The sequence below is a fragment of the Methylicorpusculum oleiharenae genome (assembly GCF_009828925.2).
Lineage (GTDB): Bacteria > Pseudomonadota > Gammaproteobacteria > Methylococcales > Methylomonadaceae > Methylicorpusculum > Methylicorpusculum oleiharenae.
Genome location: NZ_WUTY02000001.1, coordinates 3,948,845 through 3,966,539 on the forward strand (window position 1 = coordinate 3,948,845; position 17,695 = coordinate 3,966,539).

Annotated in this window: 15 protein-coding genes and 1 pseudogene; 3 read left to right on the top strand and 13 right to left on the bottom strand. The window is 47.3% G+C overall.

Going from position 1 to position 17,695, the window contains the following annotated elements; genetic code table 11:
- Positions 1–193 precede the first annotated feature (193 nt).
- The 6 genes from GO003_RS17885 to GO003_RS17910 all read right to left on the bottom strand — a co-directional run bounded on the left by GO003_RS17885 (position 194) and on the right by GO003_RS17910 (position 8,868).
- Positions 194–835 carry a hypothetical protein gene (locus GO003_RS17885; protein WP_159659122.1) on the bottom strand — a complete coding sequence of 214 codons (642 nt, stop codon included), beginning with the start codon at positions 833–835 and terminating at the stop codon, positions 194–196.
- Positions 835–1,902 carry a tyrosine-type recombinase/integrase gene (locus tag GO003_RS17890; RefSeq protein WP_231089060.1) on the bottom strand — a complete coding sequence of 356 codons (1,068 nt, stop codon included), beginning with the start codon at positions 1,900–1,902 and terminating at the stop codon, positions 835–837. Before GO003_RS17890 ends, GO003_RS17885 begins: the two co-directional genes overlap by 1 nt.
- A 682-nt stretch (positions 1,903–2,584) precedes the next feature.
- Positions 2,585–4,969: a fatty acid cis/trans isomerase gene (locus GO003_RS17895; protein ID WP_231089061.1), complete on the bottom strand. Its 2,385-nt coding sequence runs from the start codon at positions 4,967–4,969 to the stop codon at positions 2,585–2,587.
- 127 nt (positions 4,970–5,096) lie between these two features.
- Positions 5,097–5,546: a hypothetical protein gene (locus GO003_RS17900; protein WP_159658328.1), complete on the bottom strand. Its 450-nt coding sequence runs from the start codon at positions 5,544–5,546 to the stop codon at positions 5,097–5,099.
- Positions 5,547–5,638: 92 nt separating this feature from the next.
- On the bottom strand, positions 5,639–6,436 hold the full coding sequence (locus GO003_RS17905; RefSeq protein WP_159658329.1) for a hypothetical protein: 798 nt from the start codon (positions 6,434–6,436) through the stop codon (positions 5,639–5,641).
- A gap of 2 nt (positions 6,437–6,438) precedes the next feature.
- A complete protein-coding gene (locus GO003_RS17910) occupies positions 6,439–8,868 on the bottom strand; it encodes a mechanosensitive ion channel domain-containing protein (RefSeq protein ID WP_159658330.1) in 2,430 nt (809 codons plus the stop codon).
- 578 nt (positions 8,869–9,446) lie between these two features.
- Here GO003_RS17910 and GO003_RS17915 point away from each other — a divergent pair.
- A pseudogene (locus GO003_RS17915) lies at positions 9,447–10,229 on the top strand (IS5 family transposase); the annotation flags it as partial.
- Positions 10,230–10,382: 153 nt separating this feature from the next.
- Here GO003_RS17915 and GO003_RS26780 read toward each other — a convergent pair.
- Positions 10,383–10,946: a biotin/lipoyl-binding protein gene (locus GO003_RS26780; RefSeq protein WP_456238217.1), complete on the bottom strand. Its 564-nt coding sequence runs from the start codon at positions 10,944–10,946 to the stop codon at positions 10,383–10,385.
- A gap of 105 nt (positions 10,947–11,051) precedes the next feature.
- On the opposite strand from GO003_RS26780, the gene GO003_RS17930 reads away from it, so the two are divergent.
- Both GO003_RS17930 and GO003_RS17935 read left to right on the top strand, forming a co-directional pair.
- Positions 11,052–11,708, top strand: a complete 657-nt coding sequence (locus GO003_RS17930; protein WP_159658331.1) for a pyridoxamine 5'-phosphate oxidase family protein — start codon at positions 11,052–11,054, stop codon at positions 11,706–11,708.
- 586 nt (positions 11,709–12,294) lie between these two features.
- A complete protein-coding gene (locus GO003_RS17935; protein ID WP_159658332.1) occupies positions 12,295–13,011 on the top strand; it encodes a YebC/PmpR family DNA-binding transcriptional regulator in 717 nt (238 codons plus the stop codon).
- An 87-nt stretch (positions 13,012–13,098) separates the two neighbouring features.
- On the opposite strand, the gene GO003_RS17940 is transcribed toward GO003_RS17935, so the two are convergent.
- The 6 genes from GO003_RS17940 to GO003_RS17965 form a co-directional block, all read right to left on the bottom strand.
- On the bottom strand, positions 13,099–13,881 hold the full coding sequence (locus GO003_RS17940; RefSeq protein ID WP_159658333.1) for a hypothetical protein: 783 nt from the start codon (positions 13,879–13,881) through the stop codon (positions 13,099–13,101).
- The gene (locus GO003_RS17945) at positions 13,878–14,729 is read right to left on the bottom strand and encodes a DUF2092 domain-containing protein (protein ID WP_231089063.1); all 852 of its coding nucleotides are present in this window, start codon (positions 14,727–14,729) and stop codon (positions 13,878–13,880) included. Before GO003_RS17945 ends, GO003_RS17940 begins: the two co-directional genes overlap by 4 nt.
- Before the next feature lie 122 nt (positions 14,730–14,851).
- Complete coding sequence (locus GO003_RS17950) at positions 14,852–15,319, bottom strand: glycine zipper family protein (protein ID WP_159658334.1); 468 nt, start codon at positions 15,317–15,319, stop codon at positions 14,852–14,854.
- Positions 15,320–15,557: 238 nt separating this feature from the next.
- Positions 15,558–16,262 (bottom strand): DUF3313 domain-containing protein, encoded by a 705-nt coding sequence (locus GO003_RS17955; protein ID WP_159658335.1) that lies wholly within the window; start codon positions 16,260–16,262, stop codon positions 15,558–15,560.
- 76 nt (positions 16,263–16,338) lie between these two features.
- The gene (locus GO003_RS17960) at positions 16,339–16,956 is read right to left on the bottom strand and encodes a lipid-binding SYLF domain-containing protein (protein WP_159658336.1); all 618 of its coding nucleotides are present in this window, start codon (positions 16,954–16,956) and stop codon (positions 16,339–16,341) included.
- Positions 16,957–17,246: 290 nt separating this feature from the next.
- Complete coding sequence (locus GO003_RS17965) at positions 17,247–17,579, bottom strand: putative quinol monooxygenase (protein ID WP_269144422.1); 333 nt, start codon at positions 17,577–17,579, stop codon at positions 17,247–17,249.
- Positions 17,580–17,695 lie beyond the last annotated feature (116 nt).

The following is a 17,695-nucleotide window of genomic DNA, read 5'->3' on the forward strand; positions in this document are numbered from 1 at the left end:
GGTGAAAGTCGTTCCAGTTGGTAACAGGTATTAACCGGCTTGGTTTTTGTGTAGGTTCTTGGGTGGTTTGTATCTGTGCGTTCATAATCGCCCTTGTTCGTTATTCGCCGTCATTTACGGCTTGGGGCAATTGTTACTTGTGACTTTTGCGGCTAAGCTTGCATTGCAAAATGTTCTCTTAGCCGCAAATGTTTTAGATAGGTGGGTTTCTTTTCAGTCGACTAATTACGCTGTTTAAGCCCGTTTTTTTATTTCTCCGCTCAGTTCCGTAAGTTGATATCCATAAAATCTCTTGAGCCGTTACTTCTTGAATAATTTCTTCAGTGTCGTATTTTTCGTAATTTTTCTGCAATTCATTCCAAACTCGATTCACATTTGCATGCCCGTCTTTGTTAAGGGATTGCCAAACGCGCCAAATCAAAGAATGAAGCTGATGTTCTCGTTTGCTCTTGGTGGTTATTTTGGGCAAAACATCTGGCTTTTCCAGGCTCCACCAATTAAACAACAACCCATTAGGGGGCCATTGTCCGGAACTTTGAAGGAACTCTTTGTATTTTTGCCGGGTAAATCCTTTTAAAAGTCCATGCCCTTCTTGAATTTCTTGCTCTTCAAATTCAACCCCTGAAAGTCTGATTATGCTTTCTAACGCCCCTGTGTAATGGCCGGAAAGGGTAGCAATGTCATCAATACATAAAAATTCAGGTAATAATTTATGTGTAGCCATTAATTCAAGTTCGTCTTTTTGACGGTTACGCCATGCGCTGAATAACCGCTGTTGTTTTTCCCTTTCTTTTGGGCGAATTTCGCGCCGCTTTAAATTCTCGTCTAGCTTCATCAAGCGCCCCCGAATATCTTATCGTTCATTCGACTAACTACGCTCGAAACATGACCGTCTGATAGGTGGGCGTAACGCTTAACCATGGATAAGGTTTTGTGCCCTAAAATCTCGGATATTTCAGCCAGTGACGCGCCGCTCATGGCTAAATAAGACGCGGTGCAATGCCTTAAGTCATGCCAATGAAAATTGGTTATTTCTGCCGCTTGTAGGGCGTTCTCGAATGGCCGTCTAAGGCTTACCGGCTTATTTGCGTGAATGGTTCCAGGAAATAGTAAATCAGTATCAAGCCGCCTAACTTTGGCGTGTTGTTTCAGCAATTCAAGGCCATGGCCGGAAAGTGGAACGCGCCGCCGTTCGCCGTTCTTGGTTTCATGAAGGATAATAAAACCGTCTTTTAAGTTCACGTCCTGCCATTTCAGGCCCATTAGTTCAGCCTGTCTCATTCCAGTGCTAAGCGCCAAAATTACACACAAATAAAGTTCTTTGCTGCTAGATTCTTTGCAAGCGGCTAAAAAGCGTTCACGCTCGGCATCATCCAGGTATCTAACCCGCCCGCGTGACTCTTTAGGCTTTTTAACTTTCCGCATGGGGTTATCATCAAGCCAACCCCATTCATTAACGGCAATTGTGAAGGCGTGGCTTAGCGCTGCCATGTATCGAACCACAGTGGCCCCGCTTCGTTGTGTTCCTCGGTAGGTTTCGCCGCTGGCTAATTCGTCGCGGTATTGAACAATTAAAGCCGGGGTTATATCAGCCAGGACATAAACGCCCATTTTTTCGGCCCACCATTCAAGCTGCTGCTTTTGTTTGACGGCTTGCTTAGGTTTGCCGGGTAAAACATCCTTAACGTATCGGTTCACCATTTCGGAAAATGTATGCTTTTTGCTTTCGGCGGTTTTGAAGTGTCGATTCTCGCGAATTGCTGATTCAGTCGAAGCGGCCCATTTGCGGGCATCAGTTAAGCGTTCGAAAGTTGCGGCTTGTGGTGGAAAGCCTTTTAACCGGACTTTTACGCGATAGCTTTTTTCCCCGGTGTCATTGGTGCGGGTTTCGATAGTTGCCATGCTACTTGCTCCAATATGAAGGCAAGCAATTAGCGTTTTTTGATAAGATACGTTTAGCCATTTGCTTAACCTATGCCGTTAAGTGAATCGGTAAGGGCTTGGTGGTGTTGGTAGCACTTCCAGGCCCGTTTTTTTTGCTTCGAAAAAGATACTACAACAACCCTCGAAAATTAACAACAAATAACAATCACTTGTACATTGCTGTTTTTCCCTTGATATTCAAAGCCTGAAAGTAAAACGGTTCCCCAATGGGGCAATAAAAAAGGGTTTTAGCTGGTTTAGCTGGTAGGGGGTAAGCGCATTTGAAACTTTTTTAACAGGGGTTTTAGTAGGTTTTGTAGGTAGGGGGTAGACGTATTTACAGGAAAATAAAATACCTGTAATTATTGCCGTTTATTGTGGCTTTTTTTTCCTGAGTGTCCCGTGAGTGTCCCATGGGCAAAAAAAAAGGCCTAGCAATTTTGCTAAGCCCTTGTTTTGATTGGCTCCCCCGGACGGGCTCGAACCGCCGACCTAGTGATTAACAGAAAAAGGTAACTCAGGTGCTTTAGTTGCATGATAATTTCCTCATTATAAATAACCCAATCTGGTTGATCACGGATTAGTTATTCCGAAGACAACCTCCTTTTCATTTGCAAGTCATCGGAAATCTGCTGATCAATCACTTTCAGACTCATTCAAATTACAAATTGTGATAGCGATTCATATCCAGAAGCCCGGCTTCCAATCCTCTTTCTTTTCGATGCTCACGATTAAACCAGTCTGAATAGGGCCAGATAGCGGAGTTAGTCCTTCGTATTCCCATGTCACTGTAGAATTTTTCCCGGTCAGCCTCAGTTCTGGTCGTTCGTGTCATCTGAATAAATTCGCCGAGCCGGTTTTTATCGACACTAAAGAAAAAATTGGGATAACTGCCGATAAAGCCGGAAACCACTGTTAATGTGTCGTATTCCGGAACACGGCGGGAATCCTGAAAGAGAATTCTTGATAGACTGCTATAGGCCCTGTTGACAATCAGTGTATATACCAGATCCCCCTGCGGTTCGCCAGTTTTTACTCGCAGCAAAGACATTTCCGGCAAAGCACTTAACTCAAGACCTTTCAATCTTGCCAGTTGACGCAGTTGGCTATCGACGGAGCGCTGAACAGCATTAACACCTGTCCTGACGCAATCGGCTTGCTCGCACCGGTTGATAGTATCGGCCAAACCGGCTGCATTGCCTAATCTCAACCGGACCTGATCAAAAAATTCTTTTTTATAATCAGTAGTTTGGTATTGGACTGTGGTTTCATGGTCAATATTGAACAAAGGATCAGCGGTCAGCATTCCTTTTGAACCCATATACCAGCTGTCATATATAACCTGTCTTTGCATGGCCGGCATAAACCGCAAAAAATTATTTTCGGCATCCTGACGCAGGATATCCATATAGGTTCTGCTGGCTAATTGATGGCCCGCCGTACCATAAACATTATAACCAGCCACCAATAAGTAATGCAGACGTTCAAGTATCGGGTAATCGACCACCCATCCGGTATGCGGCGTATCGCCAACCAGACCTTTGGTTACCGTTGCGCTATCGAAATGTCTGAAAACGGTGAGCGCCGCATTCGTATTTTGACCCTCACCGTCCCATATGTTATTTAAACCAAAACCCTGGCTGCCAGGAAGAACCTGTTCATAAAATTCATTTTTTCTATACAGATATTGCTTGCCGAATTCGTCATATTTGCTCCATCCGAACAAACCAATCCCATCGGATTCTTCCCCAGGCAAACCCAATATCTGATTATTTTCAGCTAAAGCCTTGCTGACTTTTTCCGGATCCATCTGGCCCGGCTGATTAAAAACAACCCAAAAGTGATCACGGATACTGCCTGTTGCCGCTTCACCGCGGCATACAGGCCCTTTGATAAATCCCGACACAAAATAATAAGCATCATCCAGCAGAAATTTATATCGTGCTGTCAGAGGTATCTGATGGAATGCTCTAAACGGGTTTGCCGCTATCTCTGCTTTATAGTCCGGTAAATCGGTGACTTCAAAAGGGGTAGTGAAAAACAGCGCCTCATAACGCTTCATCTTGTCATGGCTTAACTCATAGACAAAATGGTTTTTGTCTACAATCGTCTCAGTCACACGCTTCAAGCGATAGTAAAAAGGATCCGGCCCAGGATTGTCATAGGGCCGGATAGTGTTAATTTCCACGATAGGTTGCCCTGAAGGCGTTTTAGAACGCACCCATTGGAAAAACTCATTATCAGGATGGCCCTTAAAATGAATGTGTCCAATAAACAAATGTTCATACAGGTAACGAAAAACAAGCTTCTGTTTCAGGCTGGAGCCGTTGAAATAATTTTCCCATTTTTTTACAGCATTAATCGCCTGATTGGACAAGGGTTCCAGAGGTTCCACTTTTGCCCCTTGTTCTAACCATCGCAAAATGATGTTCTCCTCTTTCAGAGACAGACCGGGCATGGCGTAAGGCATTCCCCAATTTGGATGCTGATGCTGGTATTGGGTAAATTCATCCATGTTTGGGCATTCCAGTGAATGATCAAATCCCAGATCATAATCATTACTCAATTTTCCTGCTACAGGCTGGGGATTAAGGCGTTTCAACTGAATTAACTTAGCCAGAACAGAATTGTCCAGATTGGCGTCTTTTGAATCATTGCGCTCATTTAATACCGAGTGAAAACCTTTTTTCCTCCAGGCGGCAGTATCTTGAGCATCAACAAATAAACGAGTTGGATCAGCCGCTTTAAGCCGGGCAAAATCGTAAACAACTTGTTTGCTTGCACCTCTGTCGATGCCGTCGATTGATCCCAGCTTTAACTGGCAAGGTGCATCGTAACAGCCGTGGCAAACGACACAACGGGAATCGAGTATGGGTTTGACGTCTTTGGAAAAAGAGACGCTTGAAGCAAGCCGCTCATTTGGGGTAATCAATCTTGTTTTCGGCGCTGAAGGGCCATATAAGGCAGCATAATCGGTGGTTTTATAAAGAACCGATGCACAACCGGAAATAATAAGTAATACAAGCGGAATCAAATACTTCATCATTTCAAATAGGCCCAGTTTTAAAATATGGAAAATTACCGGTCTGATCAGCCAATTGATTCCAATTGGGGCTTATTATCTGTTCTGTCATCGAATATATCAACAACCCAGGTTCCTGTGTTGCTAACACTTAACATTCCAGGGTCGTGACAATCGGTGATTGCCCCTTCTCTTCCTCCTCAAACATAGGCCTAGAAATTATAGTCCAGGAGTCGGTTCCGATCGGCGTGCGTTGGAGCCGCACTCGAGTCCTGCGATTTCCAATGAGTTCCCGTGGAGGTGAAGGATACGCCGTACCTCCTGATACGAAGAAGGCTGGCATTCTTGTGATAAACGTGTAAAACAACAAAATTTCAACCGTGGCGACAAAGATCGTAGCCGGATACTGTTCCGGCCTTATCCCCAGTGCCTTGGAAACGGCAGCCAAGGCATGCCGCCGATCTGCACACCAAAGTACATCATCGTTCCCAAACATGCCGAGCTGTTCTCGCTTACGCATTGGCGGAATACGCTGTCCACACGCTCGCAATCTTCGGTAATGTTGATCAATTTCCTCTTCTGTAAAATGGGGTTGGAGCATGTCTTTGAAACTGTAAAATCGTCCGTTATTCCCCTATCATTTTCCGCATGCTTGACCGCGCTCGGTATAGCTAGGTTAGAAACAACCGTCATTCAGAAAAAATACCCGACACGGAGCTGTGTCTTGACTTCATATAAATCCAGATCATCGATGATCGGATATGAAACTTCAATCGATGAAATTAAGTCGCCCCAACGTTTACCGTAGGTCACATCGATTGGCAAGAACCATTTTTTGTTATTGAAGTTGTAACGAATATCGGCATTGCTTAAAAAAGTCAAAAATTGAACTTTCGGTAGACCGACATGAAGAGTCGGCTGAATGCGAAGCACACTGATTGCTGAACTCGAAGGATCTCCGCCTATATCAAAATTGTACTGCAACTGCGGCGCGATAAAGCTGCCGGAACTGATTTCCGGCAGCATTACTCGACCGCCGCCGCCAATCAATAACTGGTATTTTCCGGTACCGAATCGATCATCGGATGCGGTAGGAAAAATACCTCGAACGCCACTGCCCATTGCAAAACGCGAATTGAACGTATGAATCAGGCCCATTTGGACATCGACATTACCTAATCCCCACTTTCCTTGGTTATCGTTCGGTAGCGTTTTGTAAATACCGGGAATATCAAAGCGCGTATTCAGTTTCCATTGATCCGACAGATCCCAGGGTTGTTCTGCACGCAACGTTGTCGTGTGCGATTCCACGCCATCAGACAGATCCCGATAAGTCCAGCGAACATCAACTCTCCCCAGCGGCCTCGTAAAATCCTGTCCGGCATTACCCGCATTTTCATCCGCCTTAGCTGTCGGCATTGCATATAAAACCGATAATAGAAGAAGCATCATCATCAAAAAAAAGTGAGTTGATACATTCCATGAGTCCATAATCATGCTTCCGTCCTATCGATTGTGCATTTCAATTTGGATGGTGTTTCGTTCTCCGACTTGACAAGCTCTACTTTGAATGGCTTTGAACTATCCAAATGTATGTCACGCTGAGGAAACGCAATCTCGATACCTCGTTCGTTAAACAGTTTGACGATGCGATGGCGGATATCGCTCATCACGCGGCGGCGGTTGATTTGTTTCAAATTTCCGACCCAAAAGTCCAAGGTCAAATTGAGCGCATCGTTACCGAACTCCTCCAGATAGACTTCAGGAGCAGGCGATTTGAGCACCAATCCATGTTCACCGGCCGCTTGCCCAACCAATAGTAACGCTTCGCGAACCGACGAACCGTAAGCGATGCCGACGGTAATCGAGCAGCGGATAGACTGATCGGAGAGCGTCCAGTTTGTGACGCTCTTTTCTAAGAAACTGCTGTTCGGTATCAGCATATCGATACCGTCGAAACAATGCACTTGACAACAGCGACTGCCGATATGCGTTATCGTACCTCGTACTCCCTCAACATCGACGATATCACCCAACTTAATCGGGCGTTCCACCAATAAGATCAAGCCGCTGATAAAGTTATTGATAATATTTTGCGCGCCGAACCCGATGCCGATTGCCAATGCGCCACCGAAAAATGTAAATACTGTGAGCGGTATGTGAACTCTAACTAACGCATACACGACGATTGCGATGACTGCGAATAACGTAAATAACCTTAAGCTTAGCAGTATCCCACTTTCTCGTCCGGGCAGATATTTCAACATCAACTGATTGCCACAATCGGCTATTCTGGCGACTAGCCATAATCCGATTCCCAAAATCAATAACATACGGACAATCTTGCCAACAGTTACGCTGCGCTGGCTGACAATCTCCCTACCTTCGGCAACGATTTTGTCGGCAACCGTAAAAAGCTCAAAATCCCACAAGTTACCGACCAAACCGCCAACATTGATATAGAGTTCATTCAGACGTTCGCTTAAAGTAATGCCTTCATAACGCAATTGAACCGATTGCTTCAAACTGCGCAGCATCGCATCCAACTCATCAACTTCGCCGGCTATGCGCCGTAAAACCGACTCTTGCAGGGAATAAGCCAGCCTCTCTCGCTCTGCCAATTCGCGATCGCCGTATTCGGGTTTCCAATCGGCTAGCTTTTTTTCCTGATTGTCCAAAAGGCTGCGCGTTTTATTGAAACTGGAAAGGAAAAACTGCTGCCATAATATTAATTGATCATGTCCTTTATTAATCTCATCCAATGCATCCTCAAGCGTTTTTGGATCGCTGTCGTTTTCGATTCGATAGCGTGTTTCCCAAAGATGACGGCGAGCGACCACTATTCTGCCCAACAACCGCATGACCTTGAGCGTCGAACTCGATGCCTCGGCTTCGATGACTTGCGTACTTAATGCGGACTTCAATCGTTCGATATTATGCTTCTGCTGTTCGGCCACCTCCGGAAGTAGGGCGCTGGAGAATGCCTCAGCCTCCCGTATTCGCTCGCTGGTTTGATGCCATTGCTTCTGAAGCATCCGATCACTTTCAATCGCTTGCTGAGTTTCTTTATCCAATTCAAACTGCAGCTGAGTTAAGACCGCTAGCTTGGCGTCGCGATCCTGTTCGCTAAGAGGCGATACCAAACTTGCGGTCCTCACTTGGCGAAGCAGCAGTTCATTTTGACCACTGCGCAAACTCAACATTTCGTCCCGAAGTTCGCGCTCGGTATCGATTGATGCGACGCGCGCTTGATCAAATTGATTGCGAAGCGCGCTCAGATCCCTATACCAACGCAAACGGTCAGCCGCTGCAGGTAAGGCCGCTTCCAGTTGTTCTTGAGCTTTCCTTAACGCCTGTTCGGAACTACGAAGCGCAAGCCGTCGAGATTCTAAGAGACTGGCATACATCGCTTGTTCGATACGGACTGCTTCGATTTCTCGCTCCTTGGCTCGCAGCTGCTTCCATAAATCATCGACAAAATCGACAGAATAAGGTCCGGGGTCCGGAAAACCCAACCAAGCCGATGCTTGCTGATTAAAATCTTGCCGAGCAATGCGCACAGCATTCAATTTATTCAAAGCATCAAGATGAGTTTCATAGGTATTGGCGATCAGGTTAAGCAATCGCTTGTACTCTGACCATTCGTCGCCATCCGCTTCCGGAGGGGCCGCCAAGCCATCGGCAGCCAGAGTGGACAGATGGCTTTGTATTTGTGCAAGCCTTGACTTGATTGAGGCTATGCGTTCGTCGCCGGTCGCATCCACACCCTTGCGCACCGCCGAATCACCTGCACCCCAAGCATAAGGAATCAGCAAAGTCAAACAAACAACGACAACCAAACGCACCGACACCCGAGAAGTCAATCCTGTTTGAATCGCATTTCTCGGATCCGCTCGCAATTTGTTCGAATTAAGATTATTCATTCAGTTAACCGACTGGTTCATAAATTTGCCCATCAAAATCAATATGGGGCTGGGTCTTGCAATCAAGCGTTTTTGAGCGAAGTTCTTTTGAAGGCTCTGCTGAAAGAAAAATAATGTGCATTTTTACACTGTGTAATTACCCGCCTCATAAATGCCTTCTTCAGTACCTTACTTGGAATTTGGGAATGCTTCAACCTCAGAACTTTGGAAGTACGATCTTTTTAGGACTGAAGCTATGGTCTACGTAGACGACAAAAAAATCACCATGAAACGCAGTCGCTTAAATTTTGGAGGGTGCCACAGGCACACAAACTGACGGTGATACGTGGGCGGAGTTGCTCGTAGTAGCGAGGAACCATTTGTACTCTAAAGGGCAAAAATAATGAATGTGGACAGATTTTTGCCCCTGCAAAATCTGTATTTCCGCCATCCGTGGCGGCCAGCGAAGGCGCAACATCAGGCAGTCTTTATTGCTATCGCAACTGTTAAAAAGCAGCAGGATGAGGTGAGCGAGGCAAAGCCATTTATCATTAAGTTGCTCAAGTTATGCGGCATCAGATCTCAGCCAGGACTATCAGATGAGCACACCGACCCAAACCAGTTTTGCTGAACTTGAATACGCCAGTAAAAAGCGCCAAACCCGGCGGGAAAAGTTTCTGGCGGAAATGGAGCAAGTGGTGCCATGGGCGTTATTGTTACTCCAGCTCGAACCCCATTACCCGCAAAGCAGTCGCCGAGGCCGACAACCGATGTCATTGGATTGCATGTTGCGCATCCACTGCATGCAACAATGGTTCAGATATTCGGATCGTCAAATGGAAGATGCATTGTATGAAATCGACAGCATCCGTCGTTTTGCCGGCTTCGGCAGTGTCACCGAAGCACTGCCGGACGAGACGACGATTCTGAATTTTCGGCATTGGCTAAAGCACAAGCTGACGGAGGTGCTATTAACGAACACCTGAAGGATCAAGGCTTGTTGGTTTCCAATAGCGTGACGGTGACGGCGGCGAAAACCACTGACAACGCGGAACTGCCCAAGCTACTGCGCGAAGACGATCAAGTCATCTTTGGGGATGCTGGTTACACCAGCGATGAGTATAAAAAAGGCTCACGCCATCAGGGTCTCAGCTGGTGCGTCAACGACAAACGCAAGCCCGGTAAAAAACCTGTCGAGCAGCCAACTTAAGCGCAACCGCCAATACTCGCCTGTCCGCGCCAGAGTTGAGCATATTTTTCGAATCATCAAATGCCAATTCGGCTTTCGCAAAACGCGTTATCGGGGCTTGGAGAAAAACACCGTCCAAGTGAATTGGCTGGTGGGATTGGCAAATTTGTATCTGTTGCGCCGCCAATTGATGGAGGCCTATAGGCCGAAATCCGTCTACCGTGCGCCCAAACGCGCTAGACGGCGACAAAAGGTGGTGAATGAGGGCTATTTGCCCAAACCATCCGCCGCATTTTTTAAAAATACTGCGTTTTAGCAGACAGGAATGGCTAGGATTATGATTTGTTCAGCGATTCCCTAAAGTACCCATCGTGTTACGCAGATTGGTTTCATAGTCGCGAGGGTCGATGCGGGCAAGCAGATCGCCTTTTTTGACGGGTTGACCTTCCTTGACCGGTAATTCAATCAAGGGGCCTGACACCTGAAAAGCAAGATCGACACGATCCGAAGCTCTTACGGTCCCTGGCATTTTTAGGGATTTATCGGAGGAGATGTCACCAATTGTTAGTAACTTAAGGGGTCTAACCGGCGGCTCATTGGCTACCGTGTCTTGTTGTTCCTGACAACCCTTCAAAACCACGGTACTGCAAAATACCAACGCCGACAAAAACGTTTTTTTCCGATTCTTCATCCTGATGCAGATTGTTAATGTGTTGCCGTAGAGATTGTCTTGATTCTGATAATTGTCTATACCCCTTGGGGACAATTCGTTTTTGGCACTGCCCCTTTTGCCCCGGAATTTTGGTTGTTCATGATGCCTTGTGCAATCGGAATGCTGCTGCTTGTGGAAGAACGAAAATGGCTGGTTGTTCGCTGGAACCACTAATTTATTCAGCAACTCATTACCCAATAGCTCTCTTCAAGCTCAAACAGCAGAGCTTCAAATGCATTAAAATGAAATAAACCGCACCAAGCTATGTGGATGAATTTTTCGAACCGACAGGAGTATCAAAGCATGAATGACTTTTTCAGCCCTCAGCAACGCCAAATGCAGGACGAGCACGACACACGCAAATTGGCGGACAGACTGCAGCAGATCATCGTTGAACGGCACGTCAATGAGCAACATCAACCCTTTATAGAAAGCCGGGATTTTTTCTTTCTTACCACGATTGATCATAGAGGCTACCCCACCTGTTCTTATAAGGGCGGCAATCCAGGTCTTGTAAGAGTGGTCAATCCCGGTGAACTGGCTTTTCCCAGCTACGACGGCAATGGCATGTTTCTTTCAATGGGCAATATTCAGGGCAATGCCAAAATCGGCATGCTGTTTATCGATTTTGAAACACCGCACCGTATACGCGTTCATGGCGATGCATCCACGCATTCAGACGATTCTCTTTTAGCGGAATATCCGGGTGCAGAATTGATTGTCCGGGTAAAAATAAGTGAACTCTTCATCAACTGTCCACGTTATATCCATAGAATGAGCCGCATCGCCTCGTCAAGCTATGTCCCTCAGGAGGATAAGGAAACACCCCTGCCCCAGTGGAAACGCATCGATCTATTGCAAGATGCGTTACCCGCCTGTGACCGGCACATTGCCGAGCGTTTGGGCGGCATCATCACTATCGAAGAATATAGCGATAGGGTCGTCAAAAGTGATGATTGATTTTTGAGGCTGGAATATACCCATATATGGACTTCGTAGATCGAAATTCGGCACCGGGGTGCCCGTCAAAGGACACCGTAAAACCATCCCTGTAGGCTTTATGCCAGCATCCATGCTGGCAAAGCCTTTGCCGAACATTCGCTGAAAATCTTGGAAACGGAGCTTTAGCGAAGTGAAGATTTTTAGTCCCCGATAGCCGTAGCGCCGGGCGGGTTTTCGTAGCGTGCGGAGAAAACCTGCAAGGCATCGCGAAACGGCGTTAAGTCATGCGAGAGCCAATGTTTCGACCCCTTGTTGGGTCGAAACGAGGCGACGCGGACGAATCGGGGCCGCCGGAGGCATCAGTGGTCGCGTAATTTTTGCTGCTTGATTGGGCTGGGATGCCCAAAACAAGCTTTCGCAAAAATAGCGACTCCCCGACTGTTGCCTCCTTAGGCACTGCCGAAATTTGAAGTGCGAAACGTATAAAATCAATACGGCTAATGGACCACTAAATTTTAGTGCTGCGCCTTAAAAGTTTCACTCTACAAATAGTTATCTGTAAAATCCACCGCTTTATTATTGTTGTCAAAGGAGCAACAGCCAAATGGGTAGAGCGTATCAAAACCGAAAAGATTCCATGGCTAAAACGTCTGATGCCAAGGCGAAGGTCTACAGCAAATATGGCCGTGAAATCTATGTGTGCGCTAAGTCAGGGGGCATTGACCCGCTCGGAAATTTAGCATTACGCGGACTGATTGAGCGGGCCAAGAAAGATCAAGTGCCTACTCACGTTATTGAAAAAGCCATAGACAAGGCAAAAGGCGGTGGCGGTGAGGATTTCGCGCCGGCGCGCTACGAAGGTTTTGGCCCGGGCGGTTGTAAAGTGATTGTGGATTGTCTGACCGACAATCCTAACCGGACGTTTGGGGATGTTCGCCAATGTTTCACCAAAACAAAATGTAAAATCGGCACCCAAGGCACCGTCAGTCATATGTTTGATCATGCCGCTATCCTGGCCTTTAAACAGGATGACGATGAAAGTGTTCTTGAAGCCTTACTGGCCGCCGATGTTGATGTTATTGATATCGAGACGGACGCCGGTAAGATCACCGTTTTTACTCCCCAGGCCGACTACTTTAAAGCCAAACAAGCCTTAACGGATGCCTTGGGCGAAATTGATTATGATGTGGACGAAATTCAATTTTTGCCAAAAGGCACAACGCTTCTTACGGGCGATGATGTGGCAATGTTTGAAAAGTTTTTAGACATGCTCAATGAATTGGATGACGTGCAAAATGTTTTCCATGATGCCGAATTTTGATGTAAAAAGCCTTCGTCACTCATGACATCGTGCCCCCGGCAAGGTCTGCCGGGGGCACGATGTCAACCAATTACACGAACAATGCGATTAATAAGGCGGTGCTACAGGCATATAAATCACACCGTTACTGCCATAAGCCTGGGTATACCAGGATGACCCGCATTGATAATAGGTAACGCCTTCCACAACCGTGGTATTAGGTGTACAAGGTAGCCCCGCATTTCCGGCAGGAGCAGGCGCAGGATAAACAACCGTCGTTGACGGTGCGGGTGCCGCAGTTTGCGTGGTGTTGGATTCGCCGGAAGCATAACCCGCCATCGCACCAATGGCAGCCGCGCCAATGGCTACAGCGGCGACTTCGCCATCATCCCAGTTATTATCATCATGGTAATCGGAGGAGTAGCCGCCATGATAGGACTGCGCAACCTGTTGACGATCTTGGGCTCGAGTCGTTGCTCCTTCCTGCCGTGTCTCTACATTTTCATTCGAATATTGCTGCCGCTGAGATTGATTCTGAGACTTTGAATCCTGTCTCTGAGCCTGGTTCCCCGTCGAAGTGGTCTGACGGCTTTGTTGAGTCGCGGCCCTGTTTGCAGAGGCTGTAGAATAAGCCTGGGTTCGATCTGCAGAAACCGATTGAGCGGCCTGCGTCCGACTGGAAGTCCTGGAGGCAGATGCAGCAGAAGCACCGGTGCTCATGGAACTGCGTGCGGCACCGGAAGAAAAACTGCCGCTAGCCGCAGCGCCACCGCGGGAAAAGCCTCCACCGCCCCCCCCTCCTAACCCACGCGCCGCGGCTTGATCGGCACCCGTCAAAATCACAAAGGTCGCTGTAATAGCCATAACAATCGGAAGAAGTTTCGTATTCATTGTTTACCTCCAGAATGAGCCGGGGTTATAGCCGTGCCGATGGGTAATTGGGCGACAAAAGAAATTTTCCGGGCTCCCTCGGGTGGCGTAAATGCAAACTGTTTATCGCTGATTTGAGGCGTCAGATTCCAATCAGAAAATTGCGCTCTGAACTGAGGCTGGCCCTCTGCATTTTTGTAGGTCAACACGATGCGGATGGGTAAGGGTTGAGCACCGTCTGCAATCCAAACCTGATAATCCACTGTTTCAGTGCGTCCGGCCAGATGATGAGTAGGTATCCCGTGTATTGAAGTCATCTCCACATAGTCCAGCGCTTGGGTGCGGCTTTCAATTTCGGCCGGAAAGCGGGAGGTTAACAGCATGGCAAGCGGCAAACGCATATGCAAATCCCTTAGAAAATACATGACCGCCTCGTCGATACCGCCTGGTTTGGCAGTCTGTGCATAAACGTTTTGAGATGGATTGAACACGGTGATGTCCTTGCCGTCATAGACAACGGTATGCTTTTCACCACTGCTTTCTTCAAGCTCGACACGCAAACCGTTAGGTCTACTGACGGTAATTTTCCGGCTCTCGCCGAACTCGATTTTTTGGCCTGTGTCCTGAATGACGTCAAAATTATCGGTTAAATTAACGGTAAATTGCGGAGTTTTGGCCAGATAATCTGCCATGCGCTTGAGTATGTTCCCGGCTACCGGGGGCTGCAGTTCGACAGACTTGGCAGCAGGCAGGGCGTCCGCCAGCGTTTCGTGGCGCATCACTTCCTGCTCACCAACACAGCTGATGGTGGAACTCAAAACCGCCGCGTAGAGGGCCGTCCTGAGTAACGATTGTTTATTTGTTTTCATCGGTCACCTCCTAGGGGTGATGGCATGATCAGTTTGCTTCCGGCTCAGACATGCTGCTTGCTCAATTTATTGAACTCTTTTAGCCAACCGGCAAAGTCTAACTTTCCCTACTATCCGGGCCATCAATTGACTGTATATCCCAGTGCTCCCAGACAGGACTTCATGCCCCGGTTATAGTTATCTAATCCGGGAGGCGGTGCTGACGCGGCTTGTTTCTGACGGTCGCGCTCCTGAAATCCGCGTTTCATCCCCCCTGCGGCCGCGCCTATCGCGGCACCTTTACCTGCATCGCCGGCAATCGCGCCGATAGCCGCGCCTGCAGCAGCACCGCGAGCACCCCCTCTGAGCGTTTCCGGTAAAGCAGCTCCTCGCTGAGTTGAACTTTGCACAGGCGGATTACTGGGATCATAACCGGACTGTTGAACAGCCCAGTTATGGCATTGATACCGGTCTTGCTGTTGTTGTTGAGGACTTTGCCCGGCAGCAGGGTAAATCATCAAATTCTGTGCCCAGGCATTCATTGATCCTGCGGCCAGCAACAAAGCACTGATCATCAGCGTGTTACGAATTTTTTTGCTAGTTGTATTCATTGTTTTTTCATCCCCTATTTAAATCAATAGTTCAACTTTATCGGGCCCACTCCAGCCATTTTAACGACTGAAAAACACTTAGGATGCGGTAAACAAGGTGAATCGCATCGTTCGCGCCATTAACCTGCGGGTACCTGCTATAAGTTTTTTTCGTCACCCCAATGGACGAGATACAGATCCCGTCGCGATTGATGCGGTTCGTACCTCACCGCATCCTTCCGGGCTTAAGCCACTGTCGTTACTCTTCAGGAGGTCTTTGGCCGCAATTTACCAATCGGTAGGCCAATCGACCCGACCATGCATCAAAGGCTCTGGTGACATCGTCCCATTGACTGGTTACGCCGGTTACCGATTTGGCGCCTACGATACTGTCAACAGCCGCAGCAAACCGTTCGCCGGTTACGGCATCAGTAATTTCGGCTTCCCCGCTGGCCCGGCCAACGAAGGTTGCCGTTCCGGTAGCTATTTCCTTCAATTTTGACATTACCAACAACTGGGGTACAAATGAAGAGACAGTATCGAGGACCACCCACGATCCTTCGGCTTCGGTAATTGCTGTTCTGATCCGCAAAGTTCCTGGTTGCGGCGTGTTGACGATCTGGTAATGTTTACCCAACTCGTTCACCAGTGAACCGTGCAGATGATTTACCAGTGTTGACCTTTCTTCTGAATCAAGATCCGCCAGATCGCTGTTATCTCGAACCCAGAGACTGACCGGCTCAATCAGCACTTTGTTATACGTATTACAGGATTGTTGATAACTCGGGTTGATATAAAGCTTGAGCGCCTCACCGTCCTGTCCTTCCTTCAGCTGCGAATAATCACCCAAAAAACTGGATTCGGTAACATTGCGTGCCTGTTTAATTGGGGAACATCCCGATAGGGTTAAAATCAGGGCCAGCCCGAAAATACTGACGATGTTTTGATTAAGGTTACCTGCCATTTTTAGATCTCCTGATGAATAAATAAAGCAATAATTAACTATTTTTCTATGCTTACTGCCATGGTGTCAGATTTGTTTATGGATTTACCCGGGTAATTTTGGAACCTTGTAAACCCAATCCTGCCATGAGGCCTCGCTGCCCGAATACAAAAGCGTAGACATCATCGCGAAGCGTAGTGCTGGTGACTTTCTTGGCCATACCTTCATCCAGAACCACAATAGACGGACCCACGCCGATTTCCAGTCCCCTGCTACTGTCAAGACTCGCTAATGCGGTATCGTTCATGAAAAACATCGCGTATCCGAACGATTGCACGCCGGCTTGCAGACCATAAGAGCCGGCAACGATATTATAATAGCCGCTGGTTCTGCCTTTTTTTCTCATAGCACCCTTGCCGTATTCGGCACCCCCAATAAATCCGGCCTTAATAACATTCGGAAATACCAGTATCCCCTTGGCTTTAGCCGCAAGATGCCTGGCCGAAGGCGTTGTTTCGTAAAGCTTGGCCAGGGCAGCATCCACTTCACGATCAATTTGAGCCGCATTGGTCCTTGAGCCTGAATCATTCCCACCCATGGATTGGCAGCCAGTCAGTATCGATAAAGACACAAGCAAAAGGCCAATGATTGGCCAGGATTGGCGCTGCGCCTGATTTTGAGGCGGGCGATTAGTAATGAATTGCAGCTGTATCATAAATTTTTCCTCTGTGATGAATGGATCATTCGGTACATTAATTCAGATTTCATTCTGAGACCTAACCTAAATGTATTTACCGTCCGGCTAGGTTATTGAATAGAAAATGAATGTCTCTATTAATTTTTGCGGTCTTTTTAGTCGCAATGAATCAATAAGCAGTAATGTAGGAGCGGGCCATGCCCGCGCACTACAGTGGTTCAATCGCGGGCATGGCCTGCTCCTGCAAAATATACTTAACTTAACGGCATTGGGCTTGCTCCCACTCGGACTGATGCCGTCTCGTCTATCTAATCGTTGGCACAACCTCTGACCTGCTCGGCAAAATCCAGCCCATAAGTTTTGGTAATGAAACGGAATTCACAGGCTGGCGGCTCACTGGATAACTCCATCAATGATGCCAGCTGACTGAAATGCCTGGAGGTGATCATGCGACGCAGTACAGCTTCCGACTCCCAAATTTCGTCATAACAAATGTAGTGTCTGCTATCTGCTGTCTTGTAAACCTCGACTGCAATACAACCTTGAACCAGACGCGCGCTTTTGGCGAGCGCTTGCAAGGCGTCAATCATGGTGCGAGTTTTTTTGGGAGTCACCCTTAGGACAAGATGTAGTTCGATCATAGCTTTAATAACAGCAGTAATTGAGCCATATTCAACAGACTCAAAACCAGATTGATAAAGGTTTAGTTAACAATTGCTTACAATCAAATAAGAAAACAGTGTAAAAGGAAGAACAA

What these genes read in the sequence shown, in the direction of transcription:
- GO003_RS17885 (WP_159659122.1), bottom strand. Translation starts at nt 835, where the DNA reads ATGAAGCTAGACGAGAATTTAAAGCGGCGCGAAATTCGCCCAAAAGAA.
- GO003_RS17890 (WP_231089060.1), bottom strand. Translation starts at nt 1,902, where the DNA reads ATGGCAACTATCGAAACCCGCACCAATGACACCGGGGAAAAAAGCTAT.
- GO003_RS17895 (WP_231089061.1), bottom strand. Translation starts at nt 4,969, where the DNA reads ATGATGAAGTATTTGATTCCGCTTGTATTACTTATTATTTCCGGTTGT.
- GO003_RS17900 (WP_159658328.1), bottom strand. Translation starts at nt 5,546, where the DNA reads ATGCTCCAACCCCATTTTACAGAAGAGGAAATTGATCAACATTACCGA.
- GO003_RS17905 (WP_159658329.1), bottom strand. Translation starts at nt 6,436, where the DNA reads ATGGACTCATGGAATGTATCAACTCACTTTTTTTTGATGATGATGCTT.
- GO003_RS17910 (WP_159658330.1), bottom strand. Translation starts at nt 8,868, where the DNA reads ATGAATAATCTTAATTCGAACAAATTGCGAGCGGATCCGAGAAATGCG.
- GO003_RS17930 (WP_159658331.1), top strand. Translation starts at nt 11,052, where the DNA reads ATGAATGACTTTTTCAGCCCTCAGCAACGCCAAATGCAGGACGAGCAC.
- GO003_RS17935 (WP_159658332.1), top strand. Translation starts at nt 12,295, where the DNA reads ATGGGTAGAGCGTATCAAAACCGAAAAGATTCCATGGCTAAAACGTCT.
- GO003_RS17940 (WP_159658333.1), bottom strand. Translation starts at nt 13,881, where the DNA reads ATGAATACGAAACTTCTTCCGATTGTTATGGCTATTACAGCGACCTTT.
- GO003_RS17945 (WP_231089063.1), bottom strand. Translation starts at nt 14,729, where the DNA reads ATGAAAACAAATAAACAATCGTTACTCAGGACGGCCCTCTACGCGGCG.
- GO003_RS17950 (WP_159658334.1), bottom strand. Translation starts at nt 15,319, where the DNA reads ATGAATACAACTAGCAAAAAAATTCGTAACACGCTGATGATCAGTGCT.
- GO003_RS17955 (WP_159658335.1), bottom strand. Translation starts at nt 16,262, where the DNA reads ATGGCAGGTAACCTTAATCAAAACATCGTCAGTATTTTCGGGCTGGCC.
- GO003_RS17960 (WP_159658336.1), bottom strand. Translation starts at nt 16,956, where the DNA reads ATGATACAGCTGCAATTCATTACTAATCGCCCGCCTCAAAATCAGGCG.
- GO003_RS17965 (WP_269144422.1), bottom strand. Translation starts at nt 17,579, where the DNA reads ATGATCGAACTACATCTTGTCCTAAGGGTGACTCCCAAAAAAACTCGC.